The sequence below is a fragment of the Microbacterium sp. ZW3a genome (genome assembly GCF_057167165.1).
In genome coordinates this window covers 3,054,996-3,077,905 of record NZ_CM169903.1, presented here as the reverse complement: position 1 = coordinate 3,077,905, position 22,910 = coordinate 3,054,996, and the positions used below count along the sequence as shown (strand labels likewise).

The window sequence follows — 22,910 nt, the reverse complement described above, 5'->3', positions numbered from 1 at the left end:
GTGTCCAGAACGGGGTGCAGACAAGGGATCTTGGGTGGCACCGTCCGGTGTCACGGTACAGAAGGAGACATCACCATGGCAGCAGTGTGCCAGGTGACTGGAGCGGTTCCCGGCTTCGGTCACAACATCTCACACTCGCACCGCCGGACGAAGCGCCGCTTCGACCCGAACGTGCAGAAGAAGACCTACTTCGTTCCGTCGCTGGGTCGCAACATCAAGCTCAACGTTTCGGCGAAGGGCATCAAGGTCATCGACGCGCGCGGTATCGAAGCCGTCGTTCGTGACCTGCAGGCGAAGGGCGTGAAGCTGTAATGGCGAAGAAGGCTCAGGACGTCCGTCCGATCATCAAGCTGCGTTCGACCGCCGGCACGGGGTACACCTACGTGACGCGCAAGAACCGCCGCAACAACCCTGACCGCATCGTGCTGAAGAAGTACGACCCCGTGGTCCGTAAGCACGTCGACTTCCGAGAGGAGCGCTAAGCACATGGCTAAGAAGAGCAAGATCGCGCGCAACGAGCAGCGCAAGGTCGTCGTCGAGCGCTACGCCGCGAAGCGCGCCGAGCTGAAGAAGACCCTGGTCGACCCCACCGCGACCGACGAGGCCCGCGAAGCGGCCCGCGTGGGCCTGCAGAAGCTGCCCCGCAACGCGTCGCCCGCGCGCGTGCGCAGCCGCGACGTCATCGACGGCCGCCCCCGTGGCGTGCTGACGAAGTTCGGCGTCTCGCGTGTCCGCTTCCGCGACATGGCCCACCGTGGCGAGCTGCCCGGCGTGACCAAGTCGAGCTGGTAAGCACCCGTTTCACATCGAAGGGCGGGGGTTCCGTAGAGGAGCCCCCGCCCTTCGGCGTTGGGTGCGGGTTACGACCCCACGCGGACGTAGCTGGCCCAGTCTGGACCGGATCCCCACCCGCCGACGGCACTGGTCACGTTCTGTGCCACTTCGTTGTCGAGGAAATAGAGGAAGCCGTCGGTGTCCAGGTAGGTGTGGTTTCCGACCGCTTTCGCGTCGTCGCCGAGCCAGACCTCATCGCGGATGGTGCGCCCATTCGTGCTCCATGAGTGTCCGCGGTTGTCGGCGATGAAGGTAAGCCAGTGTGAGTTGTTCCCCGAACCGCTACCGATACCTCCCAGCGCGGACGTCACGCCCGTCGCGACGACGGTGTCTTCGTAGCTCAGAACTCCGTCAGGCGTGAGGTACGAGCGCATTCCCACGGCGGTGGTTCCACTCGGCCGAGACCCGTCCTCGAGGGGACCGGTGGTGAAGTAACTCGCCCAGGTGTACCCCTTGCCGTCGCTGACGTATGTGACCCAGTCGCTCCACGCCAATCCGCCCGTCGCCGAGGTGACATGCTGCGCGATGCGCCGGCTGGCGTAATACAGATCACCCGCGGGCGTGAGATACGTGTGATAGCCCACCGCTCGGGTTCCGAGCGGGAATGTGCGGTCGTATTGTGACGGGCTGCCATTGAGGAGGCGGCTATACGCCCGACCGTCGGCTCGGACGTAGGCTACCCAGTCTTCGCCGCCCCTCGAGTTCCATCCGCCCACCGCGTTCTGGACGTTGCGATCGACGACCGTGTCGGCATTGATGAGCGTCTTGTCGGCCTTGAGATACGTGTGGTTGCCGACCGCGATCGTGCCGGGGCCGGTGGCTGCCCACTCCCGAGGCGAGCCACCCGAGGTGTTGAGGTCGGATGGGGTCGAGCACGGGACGATGCTGCGAAGGTTCCTCTCCTCTCCTGCTTCCGCCGTGGTGGTGGGGGCGGGGGAGGAGAGGACTGCGGGTGCAGGAGATGACTTCGCCGCGGTGGGGGCGGGTGAGTCATCGGTGATGGTCGACGTCGAGGTACCGTCGGTGAGGGAGGTCCATACCTTTTCCGTGTGTGCCTTTGCTGCGATATAGGCCTTCCAGTGAATTGTTGCGGACTGCTGGAGGACATCGCCGTCTGTCGAGGTGTCCGGGAACAGCGGTCCTTGATCGTCATCGCGCTTCATCGCCGCAAGGCGGCCGATGGGCACTCGCACGGGCGCCCCGCATTTGGTGATGATGACATCGCCGCTGAGGGTGCCGGGCACCGTCATGTCGGCCTCGTACGTTCCGATGTCGACCCACTGTCTGATTCGTCCGTTGTAGTCAGGCGAGACCATCATGGTCTGGCCAGTCGAATTGATCGTTCTCACGTCCGACTTCGTGACAGTTTCCTGCATGCCGTACTTGTAGGTGAAGTTGAATTCGGCCTTGTAAGTCTTCGTTGACGTGGAAGAGGTGGAGTCGATCCCCACTTCAACGGCAGTCGAATAAGAGAAGCCCGTTGTAATTCCGAAGCTGAAGTCGTGTGTTCTCGTGGACGTGTAGGTGTCCCAATGTGCCTTTGATGCACTGATGGAATTGAATGGCTCAGGTTGCTGAACCTCACCTTCTGGCATCTTCCTGATCGGGTTGTCGTAATCGTGGTCGTAGAAGATGTAGTCGTCCGGAGTCCACGACTCGTTCGTGGCCTTGGCCTTGCCGGTTCGGAGTGTCACGCCCGAGACATCGAATGTCGCGCCCTTCAGCTCCGGTGCGTTCTGCAACGCCTCGATGATCTTCGGGTCGCCCTTGGGCGTCGGGGAGGGGGTGGGGTACGGGTCCGCGGCGAAGGCCGTGCCCGCCGGCACTGCAGCCAGAATCGCGGAGGCGGCGCACAGGGTGCCCAGGGCGCGGAGCCCTCTTCGTTTCATGAGCGTCATCGTTCGTCGACCTTTCGAGGGTGTTGGTGCCAGTCACCGCGCGAATACGACGTCGCAGTCCGGGGGTGACCGTTCGTCCGGGTCGCTGGTGCGGCCCGCGCGGCGATCGTCGCGTCGAACCACACGTGGAGCAACGACCCGGGCGGCGCCGGTGGGCCTGGTGAAGGACGTGTCGAGCCACCGTTCATCGCTCGTGGCGCGTCTCGCCGCTCGGGCGTGCGTGGACGACGAACCCCGCGCGCCCCGCGGTCGCCGATCGCGGGTGAGTCGGCGCTCGACGGGGGCTCAACCGCTCCGCGACCTACCTTCACCCCGATGCGCGGGGCGGAATCGGGCGTTCCGGGCCCGGGCGGAACGCTCCTTCGGGGCCTCTCGTCGGCCCCAGGGGCCCCTCGCGTCACACCGGACACGCGACACGCGGGTCATCCGCGGGCGAAATCCGTCAAAATCCGCGGAATTCCGCGGTTCGGTTGATACTGTCGAGGCGGTCTCCCGACCACCGAGGAGAATTCCTCCTCGTCCGATGTAACGAGAGGCGACACACGCGTCGCCTGGAGGACAACCACATGGCCGACAAGTCCATCACCAAGACCGAGCTCGTCGCGAGCATCGCCAGCGCGACCGGACAGAGCCAGTCCGCCGTGTCGAGCGTGCTCGACTCCCTCTTCTCCACCGTCTCCGAGGCCGTTGCCAAGGGCAGCAAGGTCTCGATCCCCGGCTGGATCGCGTTCGAGCAGGTCGCCACGTCGGCTCGTACCGGCCGCAACCCGCAGACGGGCGAGGAGATCTCGATCCCCGCAGGCAAGCGCGTCAAGGTCACCGCCGGCTCCAAGCTGAAGGCCGCCGTCAAGTAAGACGACAGACCACGACAGAGGGGGATGCCATCGGCATCCCCCTCTCTTGTCTGCGACGTAGGCTTGGGGGGTGAATCCCCGAGCCCTGCGCGTGGCCGGACCCGTCATTCTGATCGTGGTCGCGGTCCTCGCCGCGGTGGTGGGCCTCGCCTATGGCGGGGGAGCCGCACCGGCACTTCTCGCCGACCCGGGACCGGTCGTGCGGTGGGGCCTGCCGCTGGCGACCCTCGTGGTCAACCTTTCGGCGGCGACGCTGGTCGGATCGCTCGTCCTGGCCCTGTTCGCCCTCCCCGCGGGGGAGCGGCCCTTCGAGATCGCGCTCGACACGGCATCCATTGGGGCGGCCGTGTTCACGGTGTCGGCGGCGGCCACCGGATTCCTGACGTTCCTCAACGTCATCAACGCCACTCCCACGCTCGACGCGGTGTTCGGGCAGCAACTGGGCCGTTTCCTCGTCGAGACCGAGATCGGGCCCGCGTGGCTGCTCACTACGATCGCCGGCGCCGTGCTCACGGTGCTCACCTTCGCGGTCCGTACGTGGGTGCCGACCCTGCTCGTGGCGATCCTCGCCCTGGCATCCCTCATTCCGATGGGCACGCAGGGCCACGCCGGTACCGAGGCGAGTCACACGGCGGCCGTCACTTCCCTGGTGCTGCACATCATCGCCGCGGCCGTCTGGCTCGGCGGGCTCGTGCTGCTGGTGATCGTGCGCCCCGCGATGACGCGGGCGCAGCTGCAGACGACGATGCTGCGCTATTCGTCGATCGCTCTCGTCGCGTTCATCGTGGTGGCCGTGTCGGGGACGGTGCGCGCGTCGATCGGTCTGCTCGGGTGGCAGAACCTGCTTTCGCCGTACGGCGTGCTCGTGCTGGTGAAGGTCACCGCCCTGCTGGCGATCGGTGTGCTCGGCGCCTGGTATCGCCGACGCCTGATCGGGCGCATGGGCGAGGAGCAGGGCTCCCGGCGGTTCTGGGGCGTCATCACCCTGGAGCTGGCGTTCATGGGTGTCGCCAGCGGTGCGGCGGCCGCCCTCGCGCGCACGCCCCCGCCCGCGAGCGACCTGCCCCCCATCGGCCAGACGCCCGCCGAGGTGCTCACCGGTTCTCCGCTGCCGCCCGAGTTCACGTTCGACCGCTGGTTCACCGCGTGGGACATCGACCTGCTCTGGGCTCTGGTCACGGCGTTCGGACTGTTCTTCTACCTCGCCGGGGTCTGGCGCCTGCACCGCCGCGGCGACCGCTGGCCCCTCTACCGCACGGTGCTGTGGTCGCTGGGCATGCTCGCGATCTTCTGGGTCACCAGCGGTCCGCTGAACGTCTACCAGGACTACCTCTTCAGCGTGCACATGATCGACCACATGCTGCTGTCGATGGCGATCCCGCTGCTGCTGGTGCCGGGAGCCCCGGTGACGCTCGCCGCGCGGGCGATCCGCAAGCGCGACGATGGCTCACGCGGCGGCCGCGAGTGGATCCTCTGGGCGGTGCACAACCCAATCGCGACGGTGCTCACCAACCCCTTCGTCGCCGCGGGCCTGTTCATCGGATCGCTGTGGGCGTTCTACTACACCGACCTGTTCCGCTGGTCGCTGTACGACCACGTCGGCCACATCTGGATGGTGGCCCACTTCCTCATCACCGGCTACCTGTTCGTACTGAGCCTGATCGGCATCGATCCGGTGCCCTACCGGCTGCCGTACCCCATGCGACTGCTCGTGCTCATCGCCGTCATGGCCATGCACGCCTTCTTCGGCATCGCGATCATGATGAACTCCGGCCTCATGGTGGCCGAGTGGTTCGGCGCGATGGGGCGCGAGTGGGGTGTGACCCCGCTGGAAGACCAGTACGTCGGAGGGGGCGTCGCCTGGAGCGTCGGTGAGATCCCGACGCTGATCCTCGCGATCGCCGTCGCCATCCAGTGGAGCCGCAGCGACGAGCGGCAGCAGCGTCGTCGCGACCGGCACGTCGACCGCGTGGGCGACGTCGAGCTCGATGCGTACAACGACGAGCTCGCGCGCCTGGCCGAGCGCGATGCGCGGATCGCCGCTCGCAACGGCGGCCGCTGACCGACCGCGCGTCGACCGCGGTCAGTCGGCGCGACCGCCGACCGAGATGGATGCCGTGCCGTCGGGTTGCACGGTGATCTGGCCGTCGACGGTGAACGGAACGTCTTCTTCGACCGTGCGCACCGACCCGTCGAAGATGGAGCGGATCTCCACCTCGATGTGAGCGACCGCCTTCGCGGAGGGGATGCGCCACCCCGCCCCGTCGGGCAGGACGCTGACGGTGGGCTGCTCCGAGATCGCCCAACTCGGCTCGCCCTCGATGCGGTTTCGCACCGTGAGGCCGAACGGGCACCCGGTGGGCTGGAGCACCTTCTGCTCGGCGCACGAGGTGAGGAAGTCCTCCACGCTCTTCTGCACTACCGACACGAACTGCTCGGTGGGTTCGGCCTGTACGTCCACGGGGATGCCGGTCAGCGGGGCGTCCGCGAGGATCGCCACCCCGGGCGTCGCCGAGATCGCGGTGTCGACCGACACGGAGTACAGGCCCGGCGAGAACACCAGCAGGGGAACGGCCGCGGCGGGGTCGGCATCCGGCCCGTCGATGGAGACCTGACGCTTGTCGATCTCGAACCCGTTGACCGAGAACTGCATCGATCCGCGCACGGTGAGGTCGACCACGGCCAGGGGACTGACGTCGAAGCTCCAGCGCGGAACGGCCCCGATCCACCCGTCTTGGCGGACCGAGAACGTCGTGCGGCCCTCGTACCCGCCGGCGCGGTAGTCGACCGTGACCCGCGTGACGTCGCCGTCGGCGACCTCGTCGACCACGCGCGCATCGTGCACGGTGGTGAGGGCGTCGGGGCGGAGGAGCGCCTCGGAGGCGGTGGCCGGCAGGCCAGACGCCTCGAGCTCGGCGGAGTCCACGGCCACGCCCGGAACCGCGAGCGCCTCGGTCGCCTGCCGGTGTTCGATGAGGTCGAGGTAGTGGAGCACGAACGCGCGCGGGCTGTACAGCTCGCGGTACGCGGCGGCGGTTCCCGCCCCGAGGGCGGCGATCAGCAGAACGCCCACGACGCCCAGGATCGTCAGGTCGCGGGCGAGCCGGCGCGGTCGCGTCGGGGCAGCACCCGTAGGCGCTGCCGGGCCCCCGTCCGTCGCGTGCACGGACCCAGTCTAGGAAGCCGACCTGCGGGAGTGCAGAAAGCCCGAGCGAATCCCGGCTTTCAGGAGGGGGACACGAGGCTCTGCACGATCGCGATCGCCACGAGTTGACCTGCTGCGATCGCGTTTGCGAGCGAGGCCATCGGGCCCTGGAAGTGGTCGGGCTGCGCGCTGTCTCCCGCGGCGAACACCCGCTCGGCGCTCGTCCGACCGAAGGGGTCGACCCGCACGGCGCCGGACTCCCGCAGCTCCAGTCCGAGCTGCGCGGCGAAGGGCGCGCGTTGGCGGGAGGTGGGGGCGACGAAGGCTCCGGCCACATCGAGCGTCGAGCCGTCGTCGAGCGCCAGGCGCAAGCCGTCGTCGGTGCCGTCGATGCGGTCGACGCGCGCGGGGTCGAGCACGATGACGTCGGATGCCACGGGCTCGAGCATCGCGCGCAGCATCGCCGCGTGCGGGGTGGCGTTCAGCACCGCGACGGGGCGGTCGGCGAACTCGTGGCCGTGGCAGAAGGGACAGTTGGCGATGCGGTCGCCCCAGTGCTCGGCGAGGCCCGGGATCGGCGGGAGGTCGTCGGCCAGCCCCGTGGCGAGCACGAGGTTCGCGGCGCGGAGCGTCTCGCCGTTCACCTCGACCCGTACCTCGTCGGGGGTGACCGCGGTCGCCGTGGCCCTGGCATCCCGGATCTCGACCGTCGGGTAGGCGGCGACCTCGGAGCGTCCGAGGCGGAGGATCTCGGCGGGGGCGCGTCCGTCGTTGGTCAGGAGGTTGTGCGCGTGCCCGACGGCGGCGTTGCGGTACTCGCCCGAGTCCAGCAGCAGGGTGCGACGGTGCATGCGGCCCAGGGTCAGGGCGGCCTGGAGGCCGGCCGGGCCGCCTCCGATGATGATGGCCTCGTACATGACGGGCTCCTTTCGCTTGCGTTCCGGTCCATCGTGTGACTTCATGTCGACATGAAGTCAAGCGCGGTGTCCATCGGCGAGGCGGCGGCCCGGTTCGGCCTTGACACCCACGTGCTCCGGCACTGGGAGGACACGGGGTTGCTGCGTCCCGCCCGTGATGCGGCCGACCGGCGTCGCTTCGGCGACGACGACCTCGTGCGCATCGCCGTGATCCTGCGGAACAAGGCCGCGGGGATGTCGCTTGACCAGATCCGGGTCCTGCTCGACGAGGACGCGCCCGATCGGCATCGCGTGCTCGAGGAGCACGTGGCCGAGCTCGATCGCCGCGCCGCCGACATCGCGCAGGCGCGGGCGATGACCGAGCACGCCCTGCGCTGCCAGGCGCACGACATCACCGAGTGTCCGCGCTTCCGCCGTCACGTCGCCGACGTGCTCGCCGGTGAGGCGCGGTGGCTCGTCGTCCACACCGAGCCTCCCGCGGGTGCCCCGCGCGGCCCCGCGAACTAGCATGAACCGGTGACCACGCCACCCCTGTCGACCGAGCAGCAGGCGCTGTTCCGGTTGATCGAGGACACCCGTGAGCACGTCTTCGTCACCGGCCGCGCCGGCACGGGCAAGTCGACGCTGCTGCAGCACCTGGCCTGGAACACGAAGAAGCAGATCGCGGTGTGCGCGCCCACGGGAGTGGCCGCCCTCAACGTCGAGGGGCAGACGATCCACTCGCTGTTCCGCCTGCCGATCGGGCTGATCGCCAACGGCGACATCGAGCAGAACGACGCCACCCGCAAGATCCTCAACGCGATCGACACCCTCGTGATCGATGAGATCTCGATGGTCAACGCCGACCTCATGGATGCCATCGACCGTTCGCTGCGGCAGGCACGGGGTCGCCGCGCCGAGCCGTTCGGCGGCACCCAGATCGTCATGTTCGGCGACCCGTATCAGCTCGCTCCCGTGCCGCCCCGCGGCGACGAGGCGCGCTACATCAACGACCACTACCGGTCGTTCTGGTTTTTCGACGCGAAGGTGTGGTCGGGCGAGTCCGCCGGCGATGGGCTGATCGACATCGGCCGACACGGCGCCGATCTGCACGTCAACGAGCTGATCGAGATCCACCGCCAGGCCGATCCCGGGTTCCGGGCGCTGCTGAACGCCGTGCGCTACGGGCGGGTCACGGCCGACATGGCCGGGGTGCTCAATGCGGCCGGTGCGCGGACGCCCCCGCACCCCGACGACGGCGAGCACCCGATCATCACGCTGGCCACGCGCAACGATCGCGTCAACGAGATCAATCGCCGTCACCTCGACGAGTTGGTGGGACGCACCCAGACGGCCAACGCCGAGATCTCGGGTGACTTCGGGCGCGGAGAGGCCGCCTACCCCGCGGAGCCCGCACTCACCCTCAAGATTGGCGCGCAGGTGATGTTCCTGCGCAACGACGGTGCCCAGTTCGGTGAGGCGCCGCGCTGGGTCAACGGCACCATCGGCACGGTCACGCGGATCGCGGGCGACAGCGTGCGCGTCGAGGTCGACGGCATCGAGCACGATGTGGAGCCCGCGGTGTGGGAGCGCTATCGCTACGCGTACGACCCGGGCACGAAGAACCTCTCGCGTGAGATCGTGGCGGAATTCACGCAGTTCCCGCTGCGCCTGGCCTGGGCGGTGACGATTCACAAGTCGCAGGGCAAGACGTACGACCGGGCGGTCGTCGACCTGGGAGCGGGCGCTTTCGCGCCCGGCCAGACCTACGTCGCCCTGAGTCGGCTGACCTCGCTCGAGGGCCTCTACCTGTCGCGCCCCCTGCGCCCCAGCGACATCCGCGTCGACGAAGACGTGCGCCGCTTCATGAAGCAGGCGTGGCTCGGGCGGCAGCAGGCCGCGGCTCAGGCGACCTGAGCGCAGCGCGAGGCGCGATGCGCGCGTCCGTCGTGACCCACGAGGAAGCCGACGCGGATCGGTGCTCGCAGATGTGATGCAGACGTGACGCCGGGAGGGCGCAAGCCGCCACTCCGCGTGTTCGACGTGTGTTTGAATTCTGGGAGGGCACGGTTCGTCGTGCGGGAGTTCTGGGGGTGGGCATGCGGGGATGGCGTCGTTCTGCGGCCGTGGTGATCGCGGGAGCCAGCGTCGTCGCCGTCGCTCTCTCGGGTTGCACGCCCCAGGGGTCGGCATCCATCGACGTGCCCGAGCAGGTGCAGTCGTCGCTTCCCGACGACACCGTCGCTCAGCTGCAAGACGCGGTCACCTCTGCCATGGCGATCACGGGCTCGACCGGCGCCATCGTCGGCGTGTGGGCGCCGTGGAGCGGCACCTGGGTCGAGGGTCTCGGTACCCAGGGGCCCGGCGGAGCCGAGGTCACCGCCGACATGGGCTTCCGCGCGGGCGACGTGACGCGCGCGATGACGTGCGACATCGTCTACGAGCTCGCCGCCGGTGGCACGTTCTCGCTCGAAGACCCGGTATCGACCTGGGTCAGCGGCCTGCCGGGCTTCGATGACATCACGTTGCGTCAGCTGTGCGACGGCACCTCGGGTCTCGGCGCGTACGGGCCGGTGCTGCAGGGCCAGGTGCTGGTCAACCCCGACCGCGCCTGGAACGATCGCGAACTGATGGCTTACGGCGTGGCCAGCCCGCGGCGCAACGAGCCGGGCACCGCCTTCGCGGACTCCGACACCAACTACCTGCTCGCGGGGCTGGCCGTAGAACGCGCCACCGGCGAGAAGCTCTCCACCCTCCTCGCGGAGCGTGTGGCCGAGCCGCTCGGCCTCGAGGCGACGTCGCTCCCCGGTCCTGCCGCCGCACCCCCGTCGGCGAACGCGCTGCGCGGTTTCTGGTCGCAGCCCAACGCGGAGGGGGCGTGGAACTGCACCGACCCCGGCGACTACACCGTCACCTCGGCGAGCTTCGGCGCGGGTGATTCGGGCGCGGTCACCGACATCACCGACCTCGGCCGGTACGCCCAGGCTCTCGCCACCGGTGCGCTGCTGCCCGAGGGCAACGATCGGTTCTCGGCTCCGCTTCCGGTGGGTCCCGACAGTCCGACGTGGTTCACCGCGGCGGGCGGGGCGTTCCAGGCCGGCTCGCTCATCGGACAGTTCGGTTCGGTGCCGGGTTACATCGTCGGAGCGTTCGCCGACCCCACGACCGGCATGGCGGTCGCCGTCGTGCTCAACAACTCCGGCGCCAACCAGGCCGCCGGTGCGTGGCTGGCCTGGGAGCTCGCGGCGATCGCGTCGAAGGCCCCCGCCGCCGAGGGGCGAACGGTGCCCGAGGCCGGGCTGCCGTGGACGCCGCAGCAGATGCGCGACAACCTCGCCACCATCGCCATCTGTCCTCCCGCGCAGTGACCCGACGATGACCGCGCGATGACGGCGCGTTCCGGCCGGGGGTCGGCTGCCGCGCTGGTCCTGGTGGGGCTGGCGTGCCAGGAGGTCGGCGCCTCGTTCGCCGTGATGCTCTTCCCGGATACGGGGCCGCTCGGCATCGTCATGCTGCGGCTGGTGTTCTCGGCCATGCTGCTGCTGGCGATCGCGCGTCCGCGCCTGCGCGGTCACACCGCCGGGGCGTGGCGGTCGGTCATCTGGTTCGGCGTGGTGCTGGCATCCATGAACGGGTTGTTCTACCTCGCGCTGGAGCGATTGCCGCTCGGCGTGACCGTCACGATCGAGGTGCTGGGTCCGCTGACGCTGTCGATCCTCACGGCGACGGGTATCGCGCGCTGGCTGTGGGCCGGCCTCGCACTCGCGGGTGTCGTCGCGCTCGGCGCCGGAGGGTGGGACCGGCTCGACCCGCTCGGCGTGCTGTTCGCGCTCGCCGCCGCCGTCAGCTGGGCGCTGTACATCCTCGCCTCGGCGCGGGTGGGGCGGGAGTTCCCGCGTCTGGACGGTCTCGCGATCGCGATGGCGGTGGGGGCCGTGCTCGCCCTGCCCCTGGGCATCCTGGACGCCGGCGGAGCGCTGCTGCGGTGGGACATCCTGGCGCTGGGTGCCGCGGTCGCGCTGCTGTCGTCGACGATTCCGTACGCACTGGAGCTGATCGCTCTGCGACGACTGCCGGCGTCGGCGTTCGCGATCATGATGAGTCTGGGGCCGGCGATCGCGTCGGTCGCGGGCTTCGTGCTGCTCGGGCAGCGGCTGTCGTGGCTGGAGCTTCTCGGCGTTGCGCTGGTGATCGCGGCGAGCATCGGCGCGGTCGCGGCGGCCGCTCGCCGCGCGCCCGCCGAACCGGTCGGCTGACCCCGGATGCCACGGGCGCGCCGCCCTGGTCACCGATCGTCCACCTGCGTCGACTAGAACGGACCCCATGCCCATCATCGACAGCGCGGTGTACGTCGACGGTCACCGTATCCAGAACCCGGCGAGCCTCGACCAGACCTTCCAGTACATGGAGGCGCACGGGGGAATGGCCTGGATCGGCCTGCTGCGTCCCTCCCCGGAGGAGCTCGAGCGGGTCGCGGCCGAGTTCTCGCTGCATCCACTCGCCGTCGAAGACGCTCTGACCGGGCACCAGCGCTCGAAGCTCGAACGCTACGGCGGCAACCTGTTCGCGGTGCTGCGTCCGGCCCGGTACGACGACGCGACCGAGACGGTCGACTTCGGTGAGCTGCACGTGTTCGTCGGTGCCGACTACGTCGTGACCGTGCGGCACGCCGAGGTGCCCGACCTCTCGCAGGTGCGTCACCGGCTCGAGGGGCAGCCCGACCTGCTCGCGCGGGGGCCCGAGGCGGTGCTGTACGCGATCCTCGACGAGGTCGTCGATCAGTACGATCCGGTGGCGGCGGGGCTGCAGAACGACGTCGACGAGATCGAGGACGAGCTCTTCGACGTCAGCGACGCCGAACTGACCCAGCGCATCTACGAGCTCGCGCGCGAGGTCATCCACTTCCAGCGCGCCACCGAGCCCCTGCGCGACATGCTCCAGGCGCTCCTGCGCGGGGCCGACAAGTACGGCGTCGACATCGAGCTCCAGCGGGCGCTGCGCGACGTGCTCGACCACGTGCTGCGCCAGTGCGACAAGCTCGGATCGATGCGGGCGATCCTCGACAATGCGCTGACCGTCAACGCCACGCTCGTCACCCAGCGCCAGACCGACACCGCGCTCGAGCAGAACGAGCAGGTCAAGAAGATCTCGGGGTGGGCGGCGATCCTCTTCGGTCCGTCGCTGGTGGGCACGATCTACGGCATGAACTTCAAGGACATGCCCGAACTGGACTGGGCCTTCGGCTACCCCACCGCGCTCGCCGCGATGGCCGCAACGTCACTAGCCCTGTGGCTGGTCTTCAAGCGCAAGCACTGGCTCTAGCGCCGCGCGCTCAGGCGGCGGGCCAGCCGCAGTAGGCCTCGGCCAGGTAGGACTGTCCGTGAGTCGACTCGACCACGGCGCGCAGCTCGCCGAGCTGGCGGTGGCGGTCGAAGTCGGTGGCATCCGGTGCGACATGCAGCAGGTTCGTCATCCACCACGAGAAGTGCTGGGCCTTCCAGATGCGCCGGAGGGCCCGCTCGGGGTAGGTCTCGAGCGGCCGCTCGTCGTTCTCGAGCAGAAGTGCGCGCAGGGCTTCTGCGAGCAAGCGCACGTCGGCGATCGCGAGGTTCATGCCCTTCGCTCCGGTGGGCGGCACGGTGTGCGCCGCATCGCCCACGAGGGCCACGCGGCCGCGGCGCAGCTCCAGCGCGACGAAGCTGCGGAACCGCAGCACGTCGCGCTGGAAGATCGGCCCCTCGGTCAGCGTCGTGCCGGGCACGCGCTTCTGCAGTTCGTCCCACAGCTGCGCCTCCGAGAACGCGGCGGTGTCGATCTCGGGGTCGCACTGGAAGTACATGCGCTGCACGGTCGCCGAGCGCTGGCTGACAAGGGCGAAGCCGTCGGGGGAGTTGCTGTAGATGAGCTCGTCGGCACTCGGCGGCGCCTCGCACAGGATGCCGAACCAGGCGAACGGGTACTCGCGGAAGTACCCCCCGGTGCGGGATCCGGTGACCGCGGCGCGGGCGATGCTGCGGGAGCCGTCGGAGCCGACGACGAACTCCGCCTCGATCTCGAGGGGCTGCCCGTCGGCGTCGCGCGCGATCACGCGGGGTCGGTCGCTGTCGGCTCCCTCGACGCCCTCGGCGGTGACGCCGAAGCGCAGGTCCTGGCTGTCGGCGATGCGCGCCGCGATGAGGTCTTTCAGCACCTCGTGCTGCGGGTACAGCCAGACGGCGCGGCCGACGAGCGCGGCGAAGTCGATGCGGTGGCCCTCGCCGGCGAAGCGCAGTTCGATCCCGTCGTGGCGGTGACCGACGGTGCGCACGCGCGAGGCGTCGCCGAGGGTGTCGAGAAGCTCCACGGTGCCCTGCTCCAGGATGCCGGCGCGGATCGTGCTCTCGATCTCGTCGCGCGAGCGTTGATCGATGACGATCGACGGGATGCCGGCGGCATCCAGCAGGTGCGACAGCAGCAGCCCCGCGGGGCCGGCGCCCACGATGGCGACACGGGTGCGGACGGTGGTGGTCATGGCGTCTCCTTCGACGGGTACCCGCCGATGCTGGCGGACACGCCTCGCCCCCACTGGTCTCTTCTCATTGAACGGGCACCCACCCTCTCTCGCGTGAGTCGCCATGATTTGTCGCTTCTCGGGCGCCGCAGGCGACAAATCCTGGCGACTCACGCGGACGGACGAGGGGGGTCAGCGGCGGTAGCCGAGGGCGCGCTCGGTGTCGCGGGCGGCGCGGTGCAGTTCGACCAGGGCGAACTGGGTCTCGGCGTCGCGCGGGAGGACGACCGAGAGCGCGGCGATGACCGCCCCCGTCTCGTCGCGCACGGGCACCGCGACCCCCGTCGACACCTCGTCGACGTACCCGGGCGCGATCACCCGGCCGAGCGTGCGGATCTCGGCCAGCGTGCGCCGGAGCGCGCCCGGGTCGACGATCGTCGCCGGCGTCACCGCCGCCAGGGGACCGGCCAGCACCCGCTCCTGCAGGTCGTTCGGGGCGAAGGCCAGCAGCACCAGCCCCGACGACGACGCGTGCAGCGGGAGTCGTCCGGCGACCCGCGTGATGTTCGCTCCCGAGTCGGGGGCGCTCAACCGCTCGAGGAACAGGGCCTCCTCCTGTTCGAGGATCGCCAGCTGCGTGTGCTCGCGCACGCGCACCTGCACCCTCTCCATGTAGGGGAGGGCGGCCTGGCGCAGCCGCAGCGCGTGCGAGGACCGGGTCGCCAGCTCCCACAGGCGCATGCCCACGCGCACCCGGCGCTCCTCGTCGCGCTCGAGGAGTCCGGCATCCACGAGTTCGTTCACGATCCGGTGCGCCGACGAGCTCGGCAGGTCGGCGCGGCGGCCGATGTCGGCGGTGGTCTGGGCGGTGCGCGTGGGGGTGAAGGTCTCGAGGATGCGCACGAGACGGTCGGTCACCGAGTCGCCCGAGGGGGAGTTGGCCATGCTTCAGGATGCCACGATTCCCATTCAGCGGGAACGAGCTGGCGCCCGCCTCGGCCGGTGCCGGAACATGGCCTGGTCGAAGGAGACCCATGTCCCGCACCCCCGCCGCGCCCGAGACGCTGCTCGCGGCCCCCGACCAGGCGACCCAGGAAGAAATCACACGCGAAATCCGCGATGCACACGCGGCGTTCGACGCGCGCGAGGCCGCCGGCGAGACGCTGCCGGCGACCGCGTACGACTTTCCCGCCTATCGCTCCAGCGTGCTGCGCCACCCGACGAAGAACCCGAAGCTCGTCGACCCCGAGACGATCGAGCTGTTCTCGCCCGCGTTCGGGCAGCGCGACGTCGCCGCGATCGAGTCCGACCTCACGCTGCAGCACGCGGGGGAGCCGCTCGGCGAGCGCCTGACCGTGCGCGGACGCCTGCTCGACTCGTGGGGTCGTCCGCTGGCGAATCAGCTCATCGAGATCTGGCAGGCGAACTCCGCCGGACGCTACATCCACCAGCGCGATCAGCACCCGGCTCCGCTCGACCCGAACTTCACCGGTGCCGGTCGTGCGGTCACCGACGACAACGGCGAGTACGCCTTCACCACGATCAAGCCCGGCCCGTACCCGTGGAAGAACCACCGGAACGCGTGGCGCCCCGCGCACATCCACTTCTCGGTGTTCGGCTCCTCGTTCACGCAGCGGCTCGTCACCCAGATGTACTTTCCCGGCGACCCGCTGTTCGCGCTGGATCCGATCTACAACAGCATCCCCCGGCAGAAGGACCGCGACGCCCTCGTCGGCGTGTACGACCACGACCTCACCTCGCCCGAGTGGGCGACCGGTTACCGCTTCGACATCGTGGTCGACGGCCCCGACGCGACCTGGTTCGAGCAGGAGGGCGACGAGTGATCCCCGGCAAGACCCACCGGCCCGCCCCGGGGCAGACGGTCGGTCCGTTCTTCGCCTACGGGCTGGAGTTTCCGAAGCAGCACCAGATCGCCTTCCCGCACTCGCCCGGTGCGATCGTGCTCTCGGGCACGGTTCTCGACGGTGCCGGGGCGCCGATCCCCGACGCGCTCGTCGAGATCTTCGGGGCGGATGCCGACGGCTCGGTGCCCCGCGCCCGCGGGGCGTTCCGTCGCGACGACCACACGTTCACCGGATTCGGGCGGGCCTTCACCGACGACGAGGGGCACTACAAATTCTGGACGCGCGAGCCCGGTGGCATCCAGGGTCGTCCCGGATTCTTCGCCGCGATCGTGTTCGCGCGTGGCCTGCCGAACAAGCTGCACACCCGCATCTACGTGCCCGGCGACGCCGCGGCGCTCGCCGCCGATCCGCTGCTGTCGTCGCTGGACGAGGCCGAGCGCGCTAGCCTCGTGGCGACGCGCACGCCCGAGGGCCATCTCCGCCACGACATCCGGCTGCAGGGCGAGAGAGAAACGGTGTTCCTTGCCTTCTGACCCCCTGGATGCCGGGCTGCTCTCGCCCGTGACCGCCGGACACGACGGTCTGGTGTCGGATCGCGCCTACCTCGACGCCCTCGTCCTGTCGGAATGCGCCCTCGTGACGGCCTACGCCGACCGGGGGATGGCACCGCGCGACGTCGCGGATGCCGTGGGCCATGCGTTCGGGCTCGACGAGAAGTACGGCTCGCCTTCGCTCGGTATCGACCTCGAGGCGCTCGCGGCAGCGGCGGTCGCCGGGGGCAACCCCGTCATCCCGCTCGTCGGGGAGCTGAAGGATCGTGTACCGGCCGACTGCCGGGTATGGATCCATCGCGGGGCGACGAGTCAGGACGTGCTCGACACCGCGACCATGATCGTCGCCCGTCGCGCGGTCGCCCAGGTGCGGTCCTCGCTCACCCACACCGCGCAGTGGCTGCGCGCGCTCGCCGACGCGCACGCCGACACCGTCGCCGCGGCGCGCACCCTCACGCAGCACGCGGTGCCGACCACCGTGGGGCTCCGCGCGGCGACGTGGGAGCGTGGCATCCGGCGTGCCGTGGATCGGCTCGACGCGCTCGTCTTTCCCGCCCAGCTCGGCGGCGCCGGCGGAACGCTCGCGTCGTTCGTCGAGATTACGGGGTCGACGGAGGCCGCGGCGGTGCTGCCGGCGGCGTTCGCTCGGGCTGCGGGGCTCGACGCCCCCGAGGCGCCGTGGCACGTGACGCGCTGGCCCGTGACCGAGCTCGGCGACGCGCTCACGCAGGCGATCGACGCGGTCGGCAAGCTCGCCGCCGATGTCGCGACCCTCAGCCGCACCGAGATCGGCGAGGTCGCCGAGGGGGTCGGTGGAGGATCGTCGGCGATGCCGCAGAAGCAGAACCCCGCCGAGGCCGTGCTCCTTCGTTCCGCCGCGCTGCGGGCGCCGCAGCTGGCCGCCACGCTGCACCTGGCATCCGCTCTCGCCGTCGACGAGCGGCCCGACGGGGCGTGGCACGCCGAGTGGCCGACGCTGCGGGAACTTCTGCGCCTCGCCCTCGGGGCGTCGTGGCACGCGTCGTCGCTGACCGCGCACCTGCGGGTGGATCCGGATGCCGTTGCCCGCACCGTCGCGCTCACGGGCGGGCGCATCGTCAGCGAACGGCTGCGGGGAGTTCTGGTTCCGCGGATCGGGGCGGAGCGGTTCGCGGCGCTCGTCGCGGGCGAGGGCGACCTGGGCATCGCACTGCGGACCCTGCCCGAGGCGCAGGATCTCGACATCGACGCGCTCCTCGACCCGGCGGGCTACGTCGGCCTCGCGTCGCGCTTGGCTCGCGAGGGGGGACTCGCATGATCTCGCTGACCGCCCCCGTCGGCCGCGAAGGGGCTCCGCTCGTCGTGCTCGGTCCGTCGCTGGGCACCTCGACGATCCTCTGGGACGACGTGGTGCCGCTGCTGGTCGACGACTACCGCGTCGCGGCGTGGGATCTCCCGGGTCACGGTGCGGCGCCGGTCGCCCGTGCGCCGTTCACGGTCGCCGACCTGGCCGACGCCGTCGCTGCGGCGGTGCCCGACGAGACGTTCCTCTACGCGGGCGTCTCGCTCGGCGGGGCCACGGGGCTCGAGCTGGCCGTGCGGCACGGCGATCGGATGCGGGCGGCGGCGATCGTGGCATCCGGAGCGCAGCTCGGCGACCCCGCCGCCTGGGCCGAGCGTGCGGCGCAGGCGCGGACGCAGAGCACGTCGAGCCTCCTCATCGGTTCGGCGCAGCGGTGGTTCGCGCCCGAGTCGATCGCGCGACGCCCCGAGCTCACCGGGCGCCTGCTCCACGTTCTGCAGGACGCCGACGACGACAGCTACGCCCGGTGCTGCGAGGCGCTCGCGGCGTACGACGTGCGCGGCGAGCTCGGGCGGATCGAGATTCCGGTTCTCGCGGCCTGGGGGGAGTTCGACGCGGTCGCTCCCGAGGCGAAGGCCGTCGAGATCGCCGAGGGGGTGCAGCACGGACGCGTCGCGCGCATCGACGATGCCGGGCACCTGCCGCCCGCCGAGCAGCCCGAGGCCGTGGCCGCGCTGCTGCGCTCGTTTTTCGCATCCGTGACCGAGGGAGACGCCCGATGACCCGCCCCGACGGTGACGGACTGACCGACGCCGAACGCTACGACCAGGGCATGGCGGTGCGGCGCGAGGTGCTCTCGGACGCCCACGTCGACCGCGCCACTGCCGCAGCGTCCGAGCTCACCGCCGACTGGCAGGACTTCATCACGCGCGTGGCGTGGGGTGACATCTGGTCGCGGCCGGGCCTGGACCGTCGGTCGCGCTCGGTCGCCGTGCTGAGTTCGCTCATCGCCCACGGGCATCACGAGGAGTTGGCGATGCACCTGCGCGCGGCTCTGCGTAACGGCCTCACCGTCGACGAGATCCGCGAGGTCATCCTGCAGTCGGCGATCTATTCGGGCGTGCCCGCTGCGAATACGGCGTTCCGTATCGCGACCGAGGTGTTCGGTGCCGAGGAGGCGGCGGAGAGCTACGACTGACCCCGGTGGAAGGGGCAGCCCGACGGCGCGTCGGTGCGGCGCACCCGGCCGCCGGAACGGGGCTTGGTCGGCATCCGTCGCCTGTTCACGTCGAGTCCGCGGCCGCTGATGCGGATGCGGGGGTCGCTGAGCGCGGCGACGGCGGCGGCGAGTCCGGCGATCGCGAGCTTCTCGCCGGGGCAGCGGTGGCCCGTGGCCACGTCGGCGCCGCCGTGCGGAACGAACGCGGCCAGCGCCTCGTAGTCGTCGACGCCGCGGAAGCGCTCGGGCTCGAATCGCGTGGGTCGCTCCCATTCGCGCGTGTCGGTGTCGGTGCCGAGGATGTCGAGCACGACGCGGCCCCCCTTCGACACCCGCTGACCGTCGAGTTCGATGTCGGTCGACGCCCACGCGGGGAGCAGGGGGACGAAGGGGGCGGTGCGACGAATCTCCTGCGCGAACATCGTGGCGAGCTCGCCGCCGACGAGGGAGCCGCGGGTGGCGGTCTCGTCGGCAATGCGCTCGCGCCATTCGGGTCGGTCGTGCAGCTCTTTTGCTGCGAAGGCTACGAAGCGGGAGACGGCGATCATGGGGCGGAAGCTGTTCTGCAGCTCGACGCCGGCCTGCCGTGCCGTGAGGAGGTCGCCGTTGCGGTCGCGGTGGGTGGCCCACGCCTGCAGGGCGGTGTTCTCGTCGGGCTGCAGAGTGCCCGCGCGGGTGGCGTCGATGAGTTCGGCGGCGTGGCGATCCGACCACGCGCGGTTGACGAGTGCGAGCAGGAATTCGGGCGAGTAGGGCACTCCGAATCCGTCGACGATCTGGGCTTGTCGTCTTGCCCACCGTGTCTGTGCGGCCGGGGTGCCCGGGATGCCGGCCCAGCGCAGGATCGCGCGGCCCAGGGCCCCGACGGCGGCGTCGTATGCGGTGCGGTCGCCACCCGCGACCCATGCGTCGAGCTCGCTCTGCCACTGCCGGTCGAGTTCGGGGAGGAGGCGCTGCACTTCGGCGTCGTCGTAGAGCACGTCGACGAAGGTGGCCTTGCGGTGGCGGTGGTCGTCGCCGTCGAGGCTGTGCACCGAGCCGTGGCCGAACAGCGATTCTTGGATGAAGGCGGGCATTGCGCCGTGGCGGCGGGTGAGTGCCTCGTCGTAGAACAGTCGCACTCCCTCCTCGCCGCGGACCAGCAGCGCCTCGCGGCCCAGGAGGCGGAACGTCACCGCGCGTGCGCCGCGGTCGGCGCGGCGCCAGAGGTGGGCGCCGAATCCATAGCCGCGCAGAAGTAGCGAGAGGGAGTCGTCGCGGAGGAGGGCCGAGGGGGATGCCATGTCGGCCACGCTCGCACGGACGGGGCGGGAGTCCGAGGGGGCGGCGGTGGCGGGGCGGGTGTGATAGCCGAAGCTTCGGTGGGCGGTGGGCGGTGGGCGGTGGGCGGTGCGCGGTGGGCCGTGGGCAGGGCGCGGTGGCCGGTGCGCGGTGCGCGGTGCGCGGTGCGCGGTGCGCGGTGCGCGTGCGGCTGCTGGATGCCGAATGCGGTGCGCGGAAGTGACGAACCGGCGCCCGGTGCTGGCGCGCGGCTGCTGGCTGCCGAGTGCGGTGCGCGGAAGTCACGGCCCGGTGCCGGTGCCGGTGCCGATGCCGGTGCCCGGTGCCCGCCCGCGGCGTAGATGCCCGCTGCCCGGTGCTCGGGCCCGGTGGGCGGTCAGAAGGGCGCGGGCTCTGGCGATGGCCGCGCCGCCGGTTGGGGTGGCGGGTCGGGGACGAACTGAACCGCTGGCGGGTAGGGGAGGGGATGCTCGGTATAGACGCGGCCGGTGGGTGAGGTGAACTCGAGGACTCCGCCGGGGAGCTGTCGCACGTGCCACGCGGTGAACTGCTTCTGGGTGTGGTGTCTCTGGCAGAAGTGGCAGAGGTTGCAGACCTCGGTTTTGCCGCCGAGGGCGTGATCGTGATTGTGATCGACCTCGCAGCGGATGGCCGGGGCGGTGCAGCCGGGCCACCGGCAGTGGCGGTCGCGGGCGCGGAGGTAGCGGTCGATCGCGGCGGTGCGCTGGTAGGTGTCGACGTGCAGCACCGCCCCGGTGATCGGGTGGGTGATGACGCGGTCCCACGGCAGCGACGTCGCCTCGGCGATTGCACGAGCCGTCTCGGCGTCGACGGGGCCGTGCCCGACGAGTTCAGCGGGGTCCATGTTCTCGTTGCCGGGGTTCAGCATGGTCAGCGCCGGCACGACGACCTGGATCTTCGCGCGGATTGCGCCGAGGGTGCCGGGGCCGTCGTCGGTGCGAGTGGGGTCTGCGGTCGGCGCAGCGGTCAGGAGCAGGTCGGCGAGGATGTCGGCGCGGACCTGATCGGCAGTGCGGGTGTCCGGTTCGACGCGCCCACCGGATTCGACGCGCCCCCCGGATTCGACGCGCCCCCCGGGTTCGACGCGCCCACCGGGTTCGACGCGCCCACCGGGCTCGACGCGCGCACCGGGGTCGCCAGACCCACCGGAATCGGCTCCCTCGCCGGTTTCCGCGCGCGCATCGATGAGGGCGCGTGCCTGCCGCATCAATCGATCGTGAATCCCCTCGGCGAGCACCGTCGGCAGGGTGGCAATGAGATCCGACATGCCGTTGTCTCCGCGGACGATGCGGACGGTACGGGTCTCGCGACCCGACCGGTGTCGTTCGGTGAGGGTGGTGGGCTGGACGCGTTCGGCCAGCATCGCCAGTCGGGCACGCAGCCGGCCGGGGCTGAGCCCGTCGGCGGTGGCCACGGCGAGAACGTCGAACTCCCCTCGATGTTCTACCGGCACGGGCATACCCGCCTCGACGATCACCTGCACGTGGGCGCGTGTCAGCGCCCCGGCCGCCCAGGCGTCGAGCGTCGCCGGGTAGTGGTCGGCGAGGGTCATTGCTCTGCCGATCTGCGCCTGCACGGTGCGATCGGACAGATGCTCGGCCGCGGCGATCTCGGACGCGACCTCGCGCAGCGCGAGTTCGGCCGCTCTCGCCGTGGTCCGCTGGCCAGCGATCGCGTCGAGAGCGAGGTGCCCGGCGCGGGCCAAGGCGCGGACGCGTCTGGTTTCGACGACGGCGAGATCGGCATCGGCCGCGAGCACCTCGACGAGCACCCGGGAGAGGGGGCTATCCCTGTCTGGGGGTGGAGGTGTCGGCGTGCCGGGGTGCATGTCTGCATGCTAGCGACGGCCTCCGACATCGCGTCCGCCACGACGGCCTTGGTGGGGACGATGCGCGCGACCCCTCCGTTGGGGAGGAGCGGTCTCGTGCATCGGCGGCGACGAACTGCCCGGTCAGGGCCGTCTCGCTCTGTCTTGGTCACCACGCAGATGAACTTCTGCGGTGCAGTGCGGAGCCGCCTCTCACCCGACCATCCGCGGGTGCTCGGATAATGGCCGAGTGGAATCGTGGGAAATGCGGGAGTGGTTCGCCGAGTTCCTCGATGCCCTCAACCGGCACGACCTCGATGAGGTGCGGCGGTTCCTCGCTCCCGACGTGCGCCGGGCGCACCTCCCGGCGGGGGCTGACGCGTGGGTCGACGATCTCGCCGAGCTGTGGCGCGGTTTTCCCGACTGGCAGTGGCGGCGCATCCAGATCCTCGTTGAGGACGACCGTCTCGCCGTCCACCTGCGCGGAAGCGGCACGCACACGGGACCCTTCCTCCACCGCGCGGCGACGCGGCGGCGGGTGAACATCGCCCAGTTCGCGATGTACCGGGTCGCCGCGGGCCGGATCGCCGAGGCATCCGGAACCGACGACGCGGATCTCATCGCCCAGCAGCTATAAGGGAGCACCGACCCCCGCAGCCATACGCGAGCACCGAGCCCCGCAGCCATACGCGAGCACCGAGCCCCGCAGCTATAAGAGAGCACCGAGCCCCGCAGCTATAAGACAGCACCGAGCCCCGCGCGGAAGC

The 22,910-nt window shown here is 70.4% G+C and carries 23 protein-coding genes; 16 read left to right on the top strand and 7 right to left on the bottom strand.

Features of this window, described 5'->3' with window-relative positions:
* The first annotated feature begins 75 nt into the window (after positions 1-75).
* From rpmB to rpsN, 3 genes are read left to right on the top strand one after another with little or no spacing between them, the layout of a single operon-like run.
* Positions 76-312, top strand: coding sequence for a 50S ribosomal protein L28 (rpmB, locus tag ACU6WY_RS14350; RefSeq protein ID WP_013584774.1), 237 nt, complete (start codon positions 76-78; stop codon positions 310-312).
* Positions 312-482 (top strand): 50S ribosomal protein L33, encoded by a 171-nt coding sequence (rpmG, locus tag ACU6WY_RS14345; RefSeq protein WP_013584775.1) that lies wholly within the window; start codon positions 312-314, stop codon positions 480-482. The genes rpmB and rpmG overlap by 1 nt, the downstream gene beginning before the upstream one ends.
* Before the next feature lie 4 nt (positions 483-486).
* Positions 487-792, top strand: a complete 306-nt coding sequence (gene rpsN, locus ACU6WY_RS14340) for a 30S ribosomal protein S14 (protein ID WP_013584776.1) — start codon at positions 487-489, stop codon at positions 790-792.
* Between the two features lie 68 nt (positions 793-860).
* On the opposite strand, the gene ACU6WY_RS14335 is transcribed toward rpsN, so the two are convergent.
* Positions 861-2,732 (bottom strand): hypothetical protein, encoded by a 1,872-nt coding sequence (locus ACU6WY_RS14335; RefSeq protein ID WP_483820313.1) that lies wholly within the window; start codon positions 2,730-2,732, stop codon positions 861-863.
* A gap of 566 nt (positions 2,733-3,298) precedes the next feature.
* Between ACU6WY_RS14335 and ACU6WY_RS14330 the strand changes: the two genes are divergently transcribed.
* The gene (locus tag ACU6WY_RS14330; protein WP_022878194.1) at positions 3,299-3,586 is read left to right on the top strand and encodes an HU family DNA-binding protein; all 288 of its coding nucleotides are present in this window, start codon (positions 3,299-3,301) and stop codon (positions 3,584-3,586) included.
* Positions 3,587-3,656: 70 nt separating this feature from the next.
* The gene (locus ACU6WY_RS14325) at positions 3,657-5,648 is read left to right on the top strand and encodes a bifunctional copper resistance protein CopD/cytochrome c oxidase assembly protein (RefSeq protein WP_483820312.1); all 1,992 of its coding nucleotides are present in this window, start codon (positions 3,657-3,659) and stop codon (positions 5,646-5,648) included.
* Between the two features lie 21 nt (positions 5,649-5,669).
* Here ACU6WY_RS14325 and ACU6WY_RS14320 read toward each other — a convergent pair whose 3' ends face one another.
* A complete protein-coding gene (locus ACU6WY_RS14320) occupies positions 5,670-6,752 on the bottom strand; it encodes a hypothetical protein (protein ID WP_483820311.1) in 1,083 nt (360 codons plus the stop codon).
* A gap of 59 nt (positions 6,753-6,811) precedes the next feature.
* Complete coding sequence (locus ACU6WY_RS14315) at positions 6,812-7,648, bottom strand: NAD(P)/FAD-dependent oxidoreductase (protein ID WP_483820310.1); 837 nt, start codon at positions 7,646-7,648, stop codon at positions 6,812-6,814.
* Positions 7,649-7,699: 51 nt separating this feature from the next.
* On the opposite strand from ACU6WY_RS14315, the gene ACU6WY_RS14310 reads away from it, so the two are divergent.
* The 5 genes from ACU6WY_RS14310 (at position 7,700) to ACU6WY_RS14290 (ending at position 12,949) form a co-directional block, all read left to right on the top strand.
* Complete coding sequence (locus tag ACU6WY_RS14310; RefSeq protein ID WP_483820309.1) at positions 7,700-8,155, top strand: MerR family transcriptional regulator; 456 nt, start codon at positions 7,700-7,702, stop codon at positions 8,153-8,155.
* Between the two features lie 9 nt (positions 8,156-8,164).
* The gene (locus ACU6WY_RS14305; RefSeq protein WP_483820308.1) at positions 8,165-9,544 is read left to right on the top strand and encodes an ATP-dependent DNA helicase; all 1,380 of its coding nucleotides are present in this window, start codon (positions 8,165-8,167) and stop codon (positions 9,542-9,544) included.
* Between the two features lie 128 nt (positions 9,545-9,672).
* On the top strand, positions 9,673-10,995 hold the full coding sequence (locus ACU6WY_RS14300; RefSeq protein WP_483820307.1) for a serine hydrolase domain-containing protein: 1,323 nt from the start codon (positions 9,673-9,675) through the stop codon (positions 10,993-10,995).
* An 18-nt stretch (positions 10,996-11,013) separates the two neighbouring features.
* On the top strand, positions 11,014-11,883 hold the full coding sequence (locus tag ACU6WY_RS14295) for an EamA family transporter (RefSeq protein WP_483820306.1): 870 nt from the start codon (positions 11,014-11,016) through the stop codon (positions 11,881-11,883).
* 67 nt (positions 11,884-11,950) lie between these two features.
* Entirely contained in the window at positions 11,951-12,949 is a 999-nt protein-coding gene (locus ACU6WY_RS14290; protein ID WP_483820305.1) for a magnesium and cobalt transport protein CorA, read from the top strand.
* A gap of 10 nt (positions 12,950-12,959) precedes the next feature.
* On the opposite strand, the gene ACU6WY_RS14285 is transcribed toward ACU6WY_RS14290, so the two are convergent.
* Positions 12,960-14,138, bottom strand: a complete 1,179-nt coding sequence (locus ACU6WY_RS14285) for a 4-hydroxybenzoate 3-monooxygenase (protein WP_483820304.1) — start codon at positions 14,136-14,138, stop codon at positions 12,960-12,962.
* A gap of 171 nt (positions 14,139-14,309) precedes the next feature.
* A complete protein-coding gene (locus tag ACU6WY_RS14280) occupies positions 14,310-15,062 on the bottom strand; it encodes an IclR family transcriptional regulator (protein WP_483820303.1) in 753 nt (250 codons plus the stop codon).
* 89 nt (positions 15,063-15,151) lie between these two features.
* Here ACU6WY_RS14280 and pcaH point away from each other — a divergent pair, with 89 nt between their 5' ends.
* From pcaH to pcaC, 5 genes are read left to right on the top strand one after another with little or no spacing between them, the layout of a single operon-like run.
* Positions 15,152-15,961, top strand: a complete 810-nt coding sequence (gene pcaH, locus ACU6WY_RS14275; RefSeq protein WP_483820302.1) for a protocatechuate 3,4-dioxygenase subunit beta — start codon at positions 15,152-15,154, stop codon at positions 15,959-15,961.
* On the top strand, positions 15,958-16,515 hold the full coding sequence (gene pcaG, locus ACU6WY_RS14270; RefSeq protein ID WP_483820301.1) for a protocatechuate 3,4-dioxygenase subunit alpha: 558 nt from the start codon (positions 15,958-15,960) through the stop codon (positions 16,513-16,515). Before pcaH ends, pcaG begins: the two co-directional genes overlap by 4 nt.
* The gene (locus ACU6WY_RS14265; RefSeq protein ID WP_483820300.1) at positions 16,505-17,830 is read left to right on the top strand and encodes a lyase family protein; all 1,326 of its coding nucleotides are present in this window, start codon (positions 16,505-16,507) and stop codon (positions 17,828-17,830) included. Before pcaG ends, ACU6WY_RS14265 begins: the two co-directional genes overlap by 11 nt.
* Positions 17,827-18,597, top strand: coding sequence for an alpha/beta fold hydrolase (locus ACU6WY_RS14260; RefSeq protein ID WP_483820299.1), 771 nt, complete (start codon positions 17,827-17,829; stop codon positions 18,595-18,597). The genes ACU6WY_RS14265 and ACU6WY_RS14260 overlap by 4 nt, the downstream gene beginning before the upstream one ends.
* Positions 18,594-19,013 carry a 4-carboxymuconolactone decarboxylase gene (gene pcaC, locus ACU6WY_RS14255; protein WP_483820298.1) on the top strand — a complete coding sequence of 140 codons (420 nt, stop codon included), beginning with the start codon at positions 18,594-18,596 and terminating at the stop codon, positions 19,011-19,013. Before ACU6WY_RS14260 ends, pcaC begins: the two co-directional genes overlap by 4 nt.
* Here the strand turns inward: pcaC and ACU6WY_RS14250 are convergent.
* The gene (locus tag ACU6WY_RS14250) at positions 19,004-20,317 is read right to left on the bottom strand and encodes a cytochrome P450 (RefSeq protein WP_483820297.1); all 1,314 of its coding nucleotides are present in this window, start codon (positions 20,315-20,317) and stop codon (positions 19,004-19,006) included. The genes pcaC and ACU6WY_RS14250 overlap by 10 nt on opposite strands.
* Before the next feature lie 374 nt (positions 20,318-20,691).
* Entirely contained in the window at positions 20,692-22,164 is a 1,473-nt protein-coding gene (locus tag ACU6WY_RS14245) for an HNH endonuclease (RefSeq protein ID WP_483820296.1), read from the bottom strand.
* 229 nt (positions 22,165-22,393) lie between these two features.
* Between ACU6WY_RS14245 and ACU6WY_RS14240 the strand changes: the two genes are divergently transcribed.
* The gene (locus ACU6WY_RS14240; RefSeq protein WP_483820295.1) at positions 22,394-22,780 is read left to right on the top strand and encodes an ester cyclase; all 387 of its coding nucleotides are present in this window, start codon (positions 22,394-22,396) and stop codon (positions 22,778-22,780) included.
* Positions 22,781-22,910 lie beyond the last annotated feature (130 nt).

Excerpts from the sequence above, each read along its gene's own strand:
- rpmB (WP_013584774.1), top strand. The coding sequence starts at position 76 with ATGGCAGCAGTGTGCCAGGTGACTGGAGCGGTTCCCGGCTTCGGTCAC.
- rpmG (WP_013584775.1), top strand. The coding sequence starts at position 312 with ATGGCGAAGAAGGCTCAGGACGTCCGTCCGATCATCAAGCTGCGTTCG.
- rpsN (WP_013584776.1), top strand. The coding sequence starts at position 487 with ATGGCTAAGAAGAGCAAGATCGCGCGCAACGAGCAGCGCAAGGTCGTC.
- ACU6WY_RS14335 (WP_483820313.1), bottom strand. The coding sequence starts at position 2,732 with ATGACGCTCATGAAACGAAGAGGGCTCCGCGCCCTGGGCACCCTGTGC.
- ACU6WY_RS14330 (WP_022878194.1), top strand. The coding sequence starts at position 3,299 with ATGGCCGACAAGTCCATCACCAAGACCGAGCTCGTCGCGAGCATCGCC.
- ACU6WY_RS14315 (WP_483820310.1), bottom strand. The coding sequence starts at position 7,648 with ATGTACGAGGCCATCATCATCGGAGGCGGCCCGGCCGGCCTCCAGGCC.
- ACU6WY_RS14310 (WP_483820309.1), top strand. The coding sequence starts at position 7,700 with ATGAAGTCAAGCGCGGTGTCCATCGGCGAGGCGGCGGCCCGGTTCGGC.
- ACU6WY_RS14295 (WP_483820306.1), top strand. The coding sequence starts at position 11,014 with ATGACGGCGCGTTCCGGCCGGGGGTCGGCTGCCGCGCTGGTCCTGGTG.
- ACU6WY_RS14290 (WP_483820305.1), top strand. The coding sequence starts at position 11,951 with ATGCCCATCATCGACAGCGCGGTGTACGTCGACGGTCACCGTATCCAG.
- ACU6WY_RS14285 (WP_483820304.1), bottom strand. The coding sequence starts at position 14,138 with ATGACCACCACCGTCCGCACCCGTGTCGCCATCGTGGGCGCCGGCCCC.
- ACU6WY_RS14280 (WP_483820303.1), bottom strand. The coding sequence starts at position 15,062 with ATGGCCAACTCCCCCTCGGGCGACTCGGTGACCGACCGTCTCGTGCGC.
- pcaH (WP_483820302.1), top strand. The coding sequence starts at position 15,152 with ATGTCCCGCACCCCCGCCGCGCCCGAGACGCTGCTCGCGGCCCCCGAC.
- ACU6WY_RS14260 (WP_483820299.1), top strand. The coding sequence starts at position 17,827 with ATGATCTCGCTGACCGCCCCCGTCGGCCGCGAAGGGGCTCCGCTCGTC.
- pcaC (WP_483820298.1), top strand. The coding sequence starts at position 18,594 with ATGACCCGCCCCGACGGTGACGGACTGACCGACGCCGAACGCTACGAC.
- ACU6WY_RS14250 (WP_483820297.1), bottom strand. The coding sequence starts at position 20,317 with ATGGCATCCCCCTCGGCCCTCCTCCGCGACGACTCCCTCTCGCTACTT.
- ACU6WY_RS14245 (WP_483820296.1), bottom strand. The coding sequence starts at position 22,164 with ATGCACCCCGGCACGCCGACACCTCCACCCCCAGACAGGGATAGCCCC.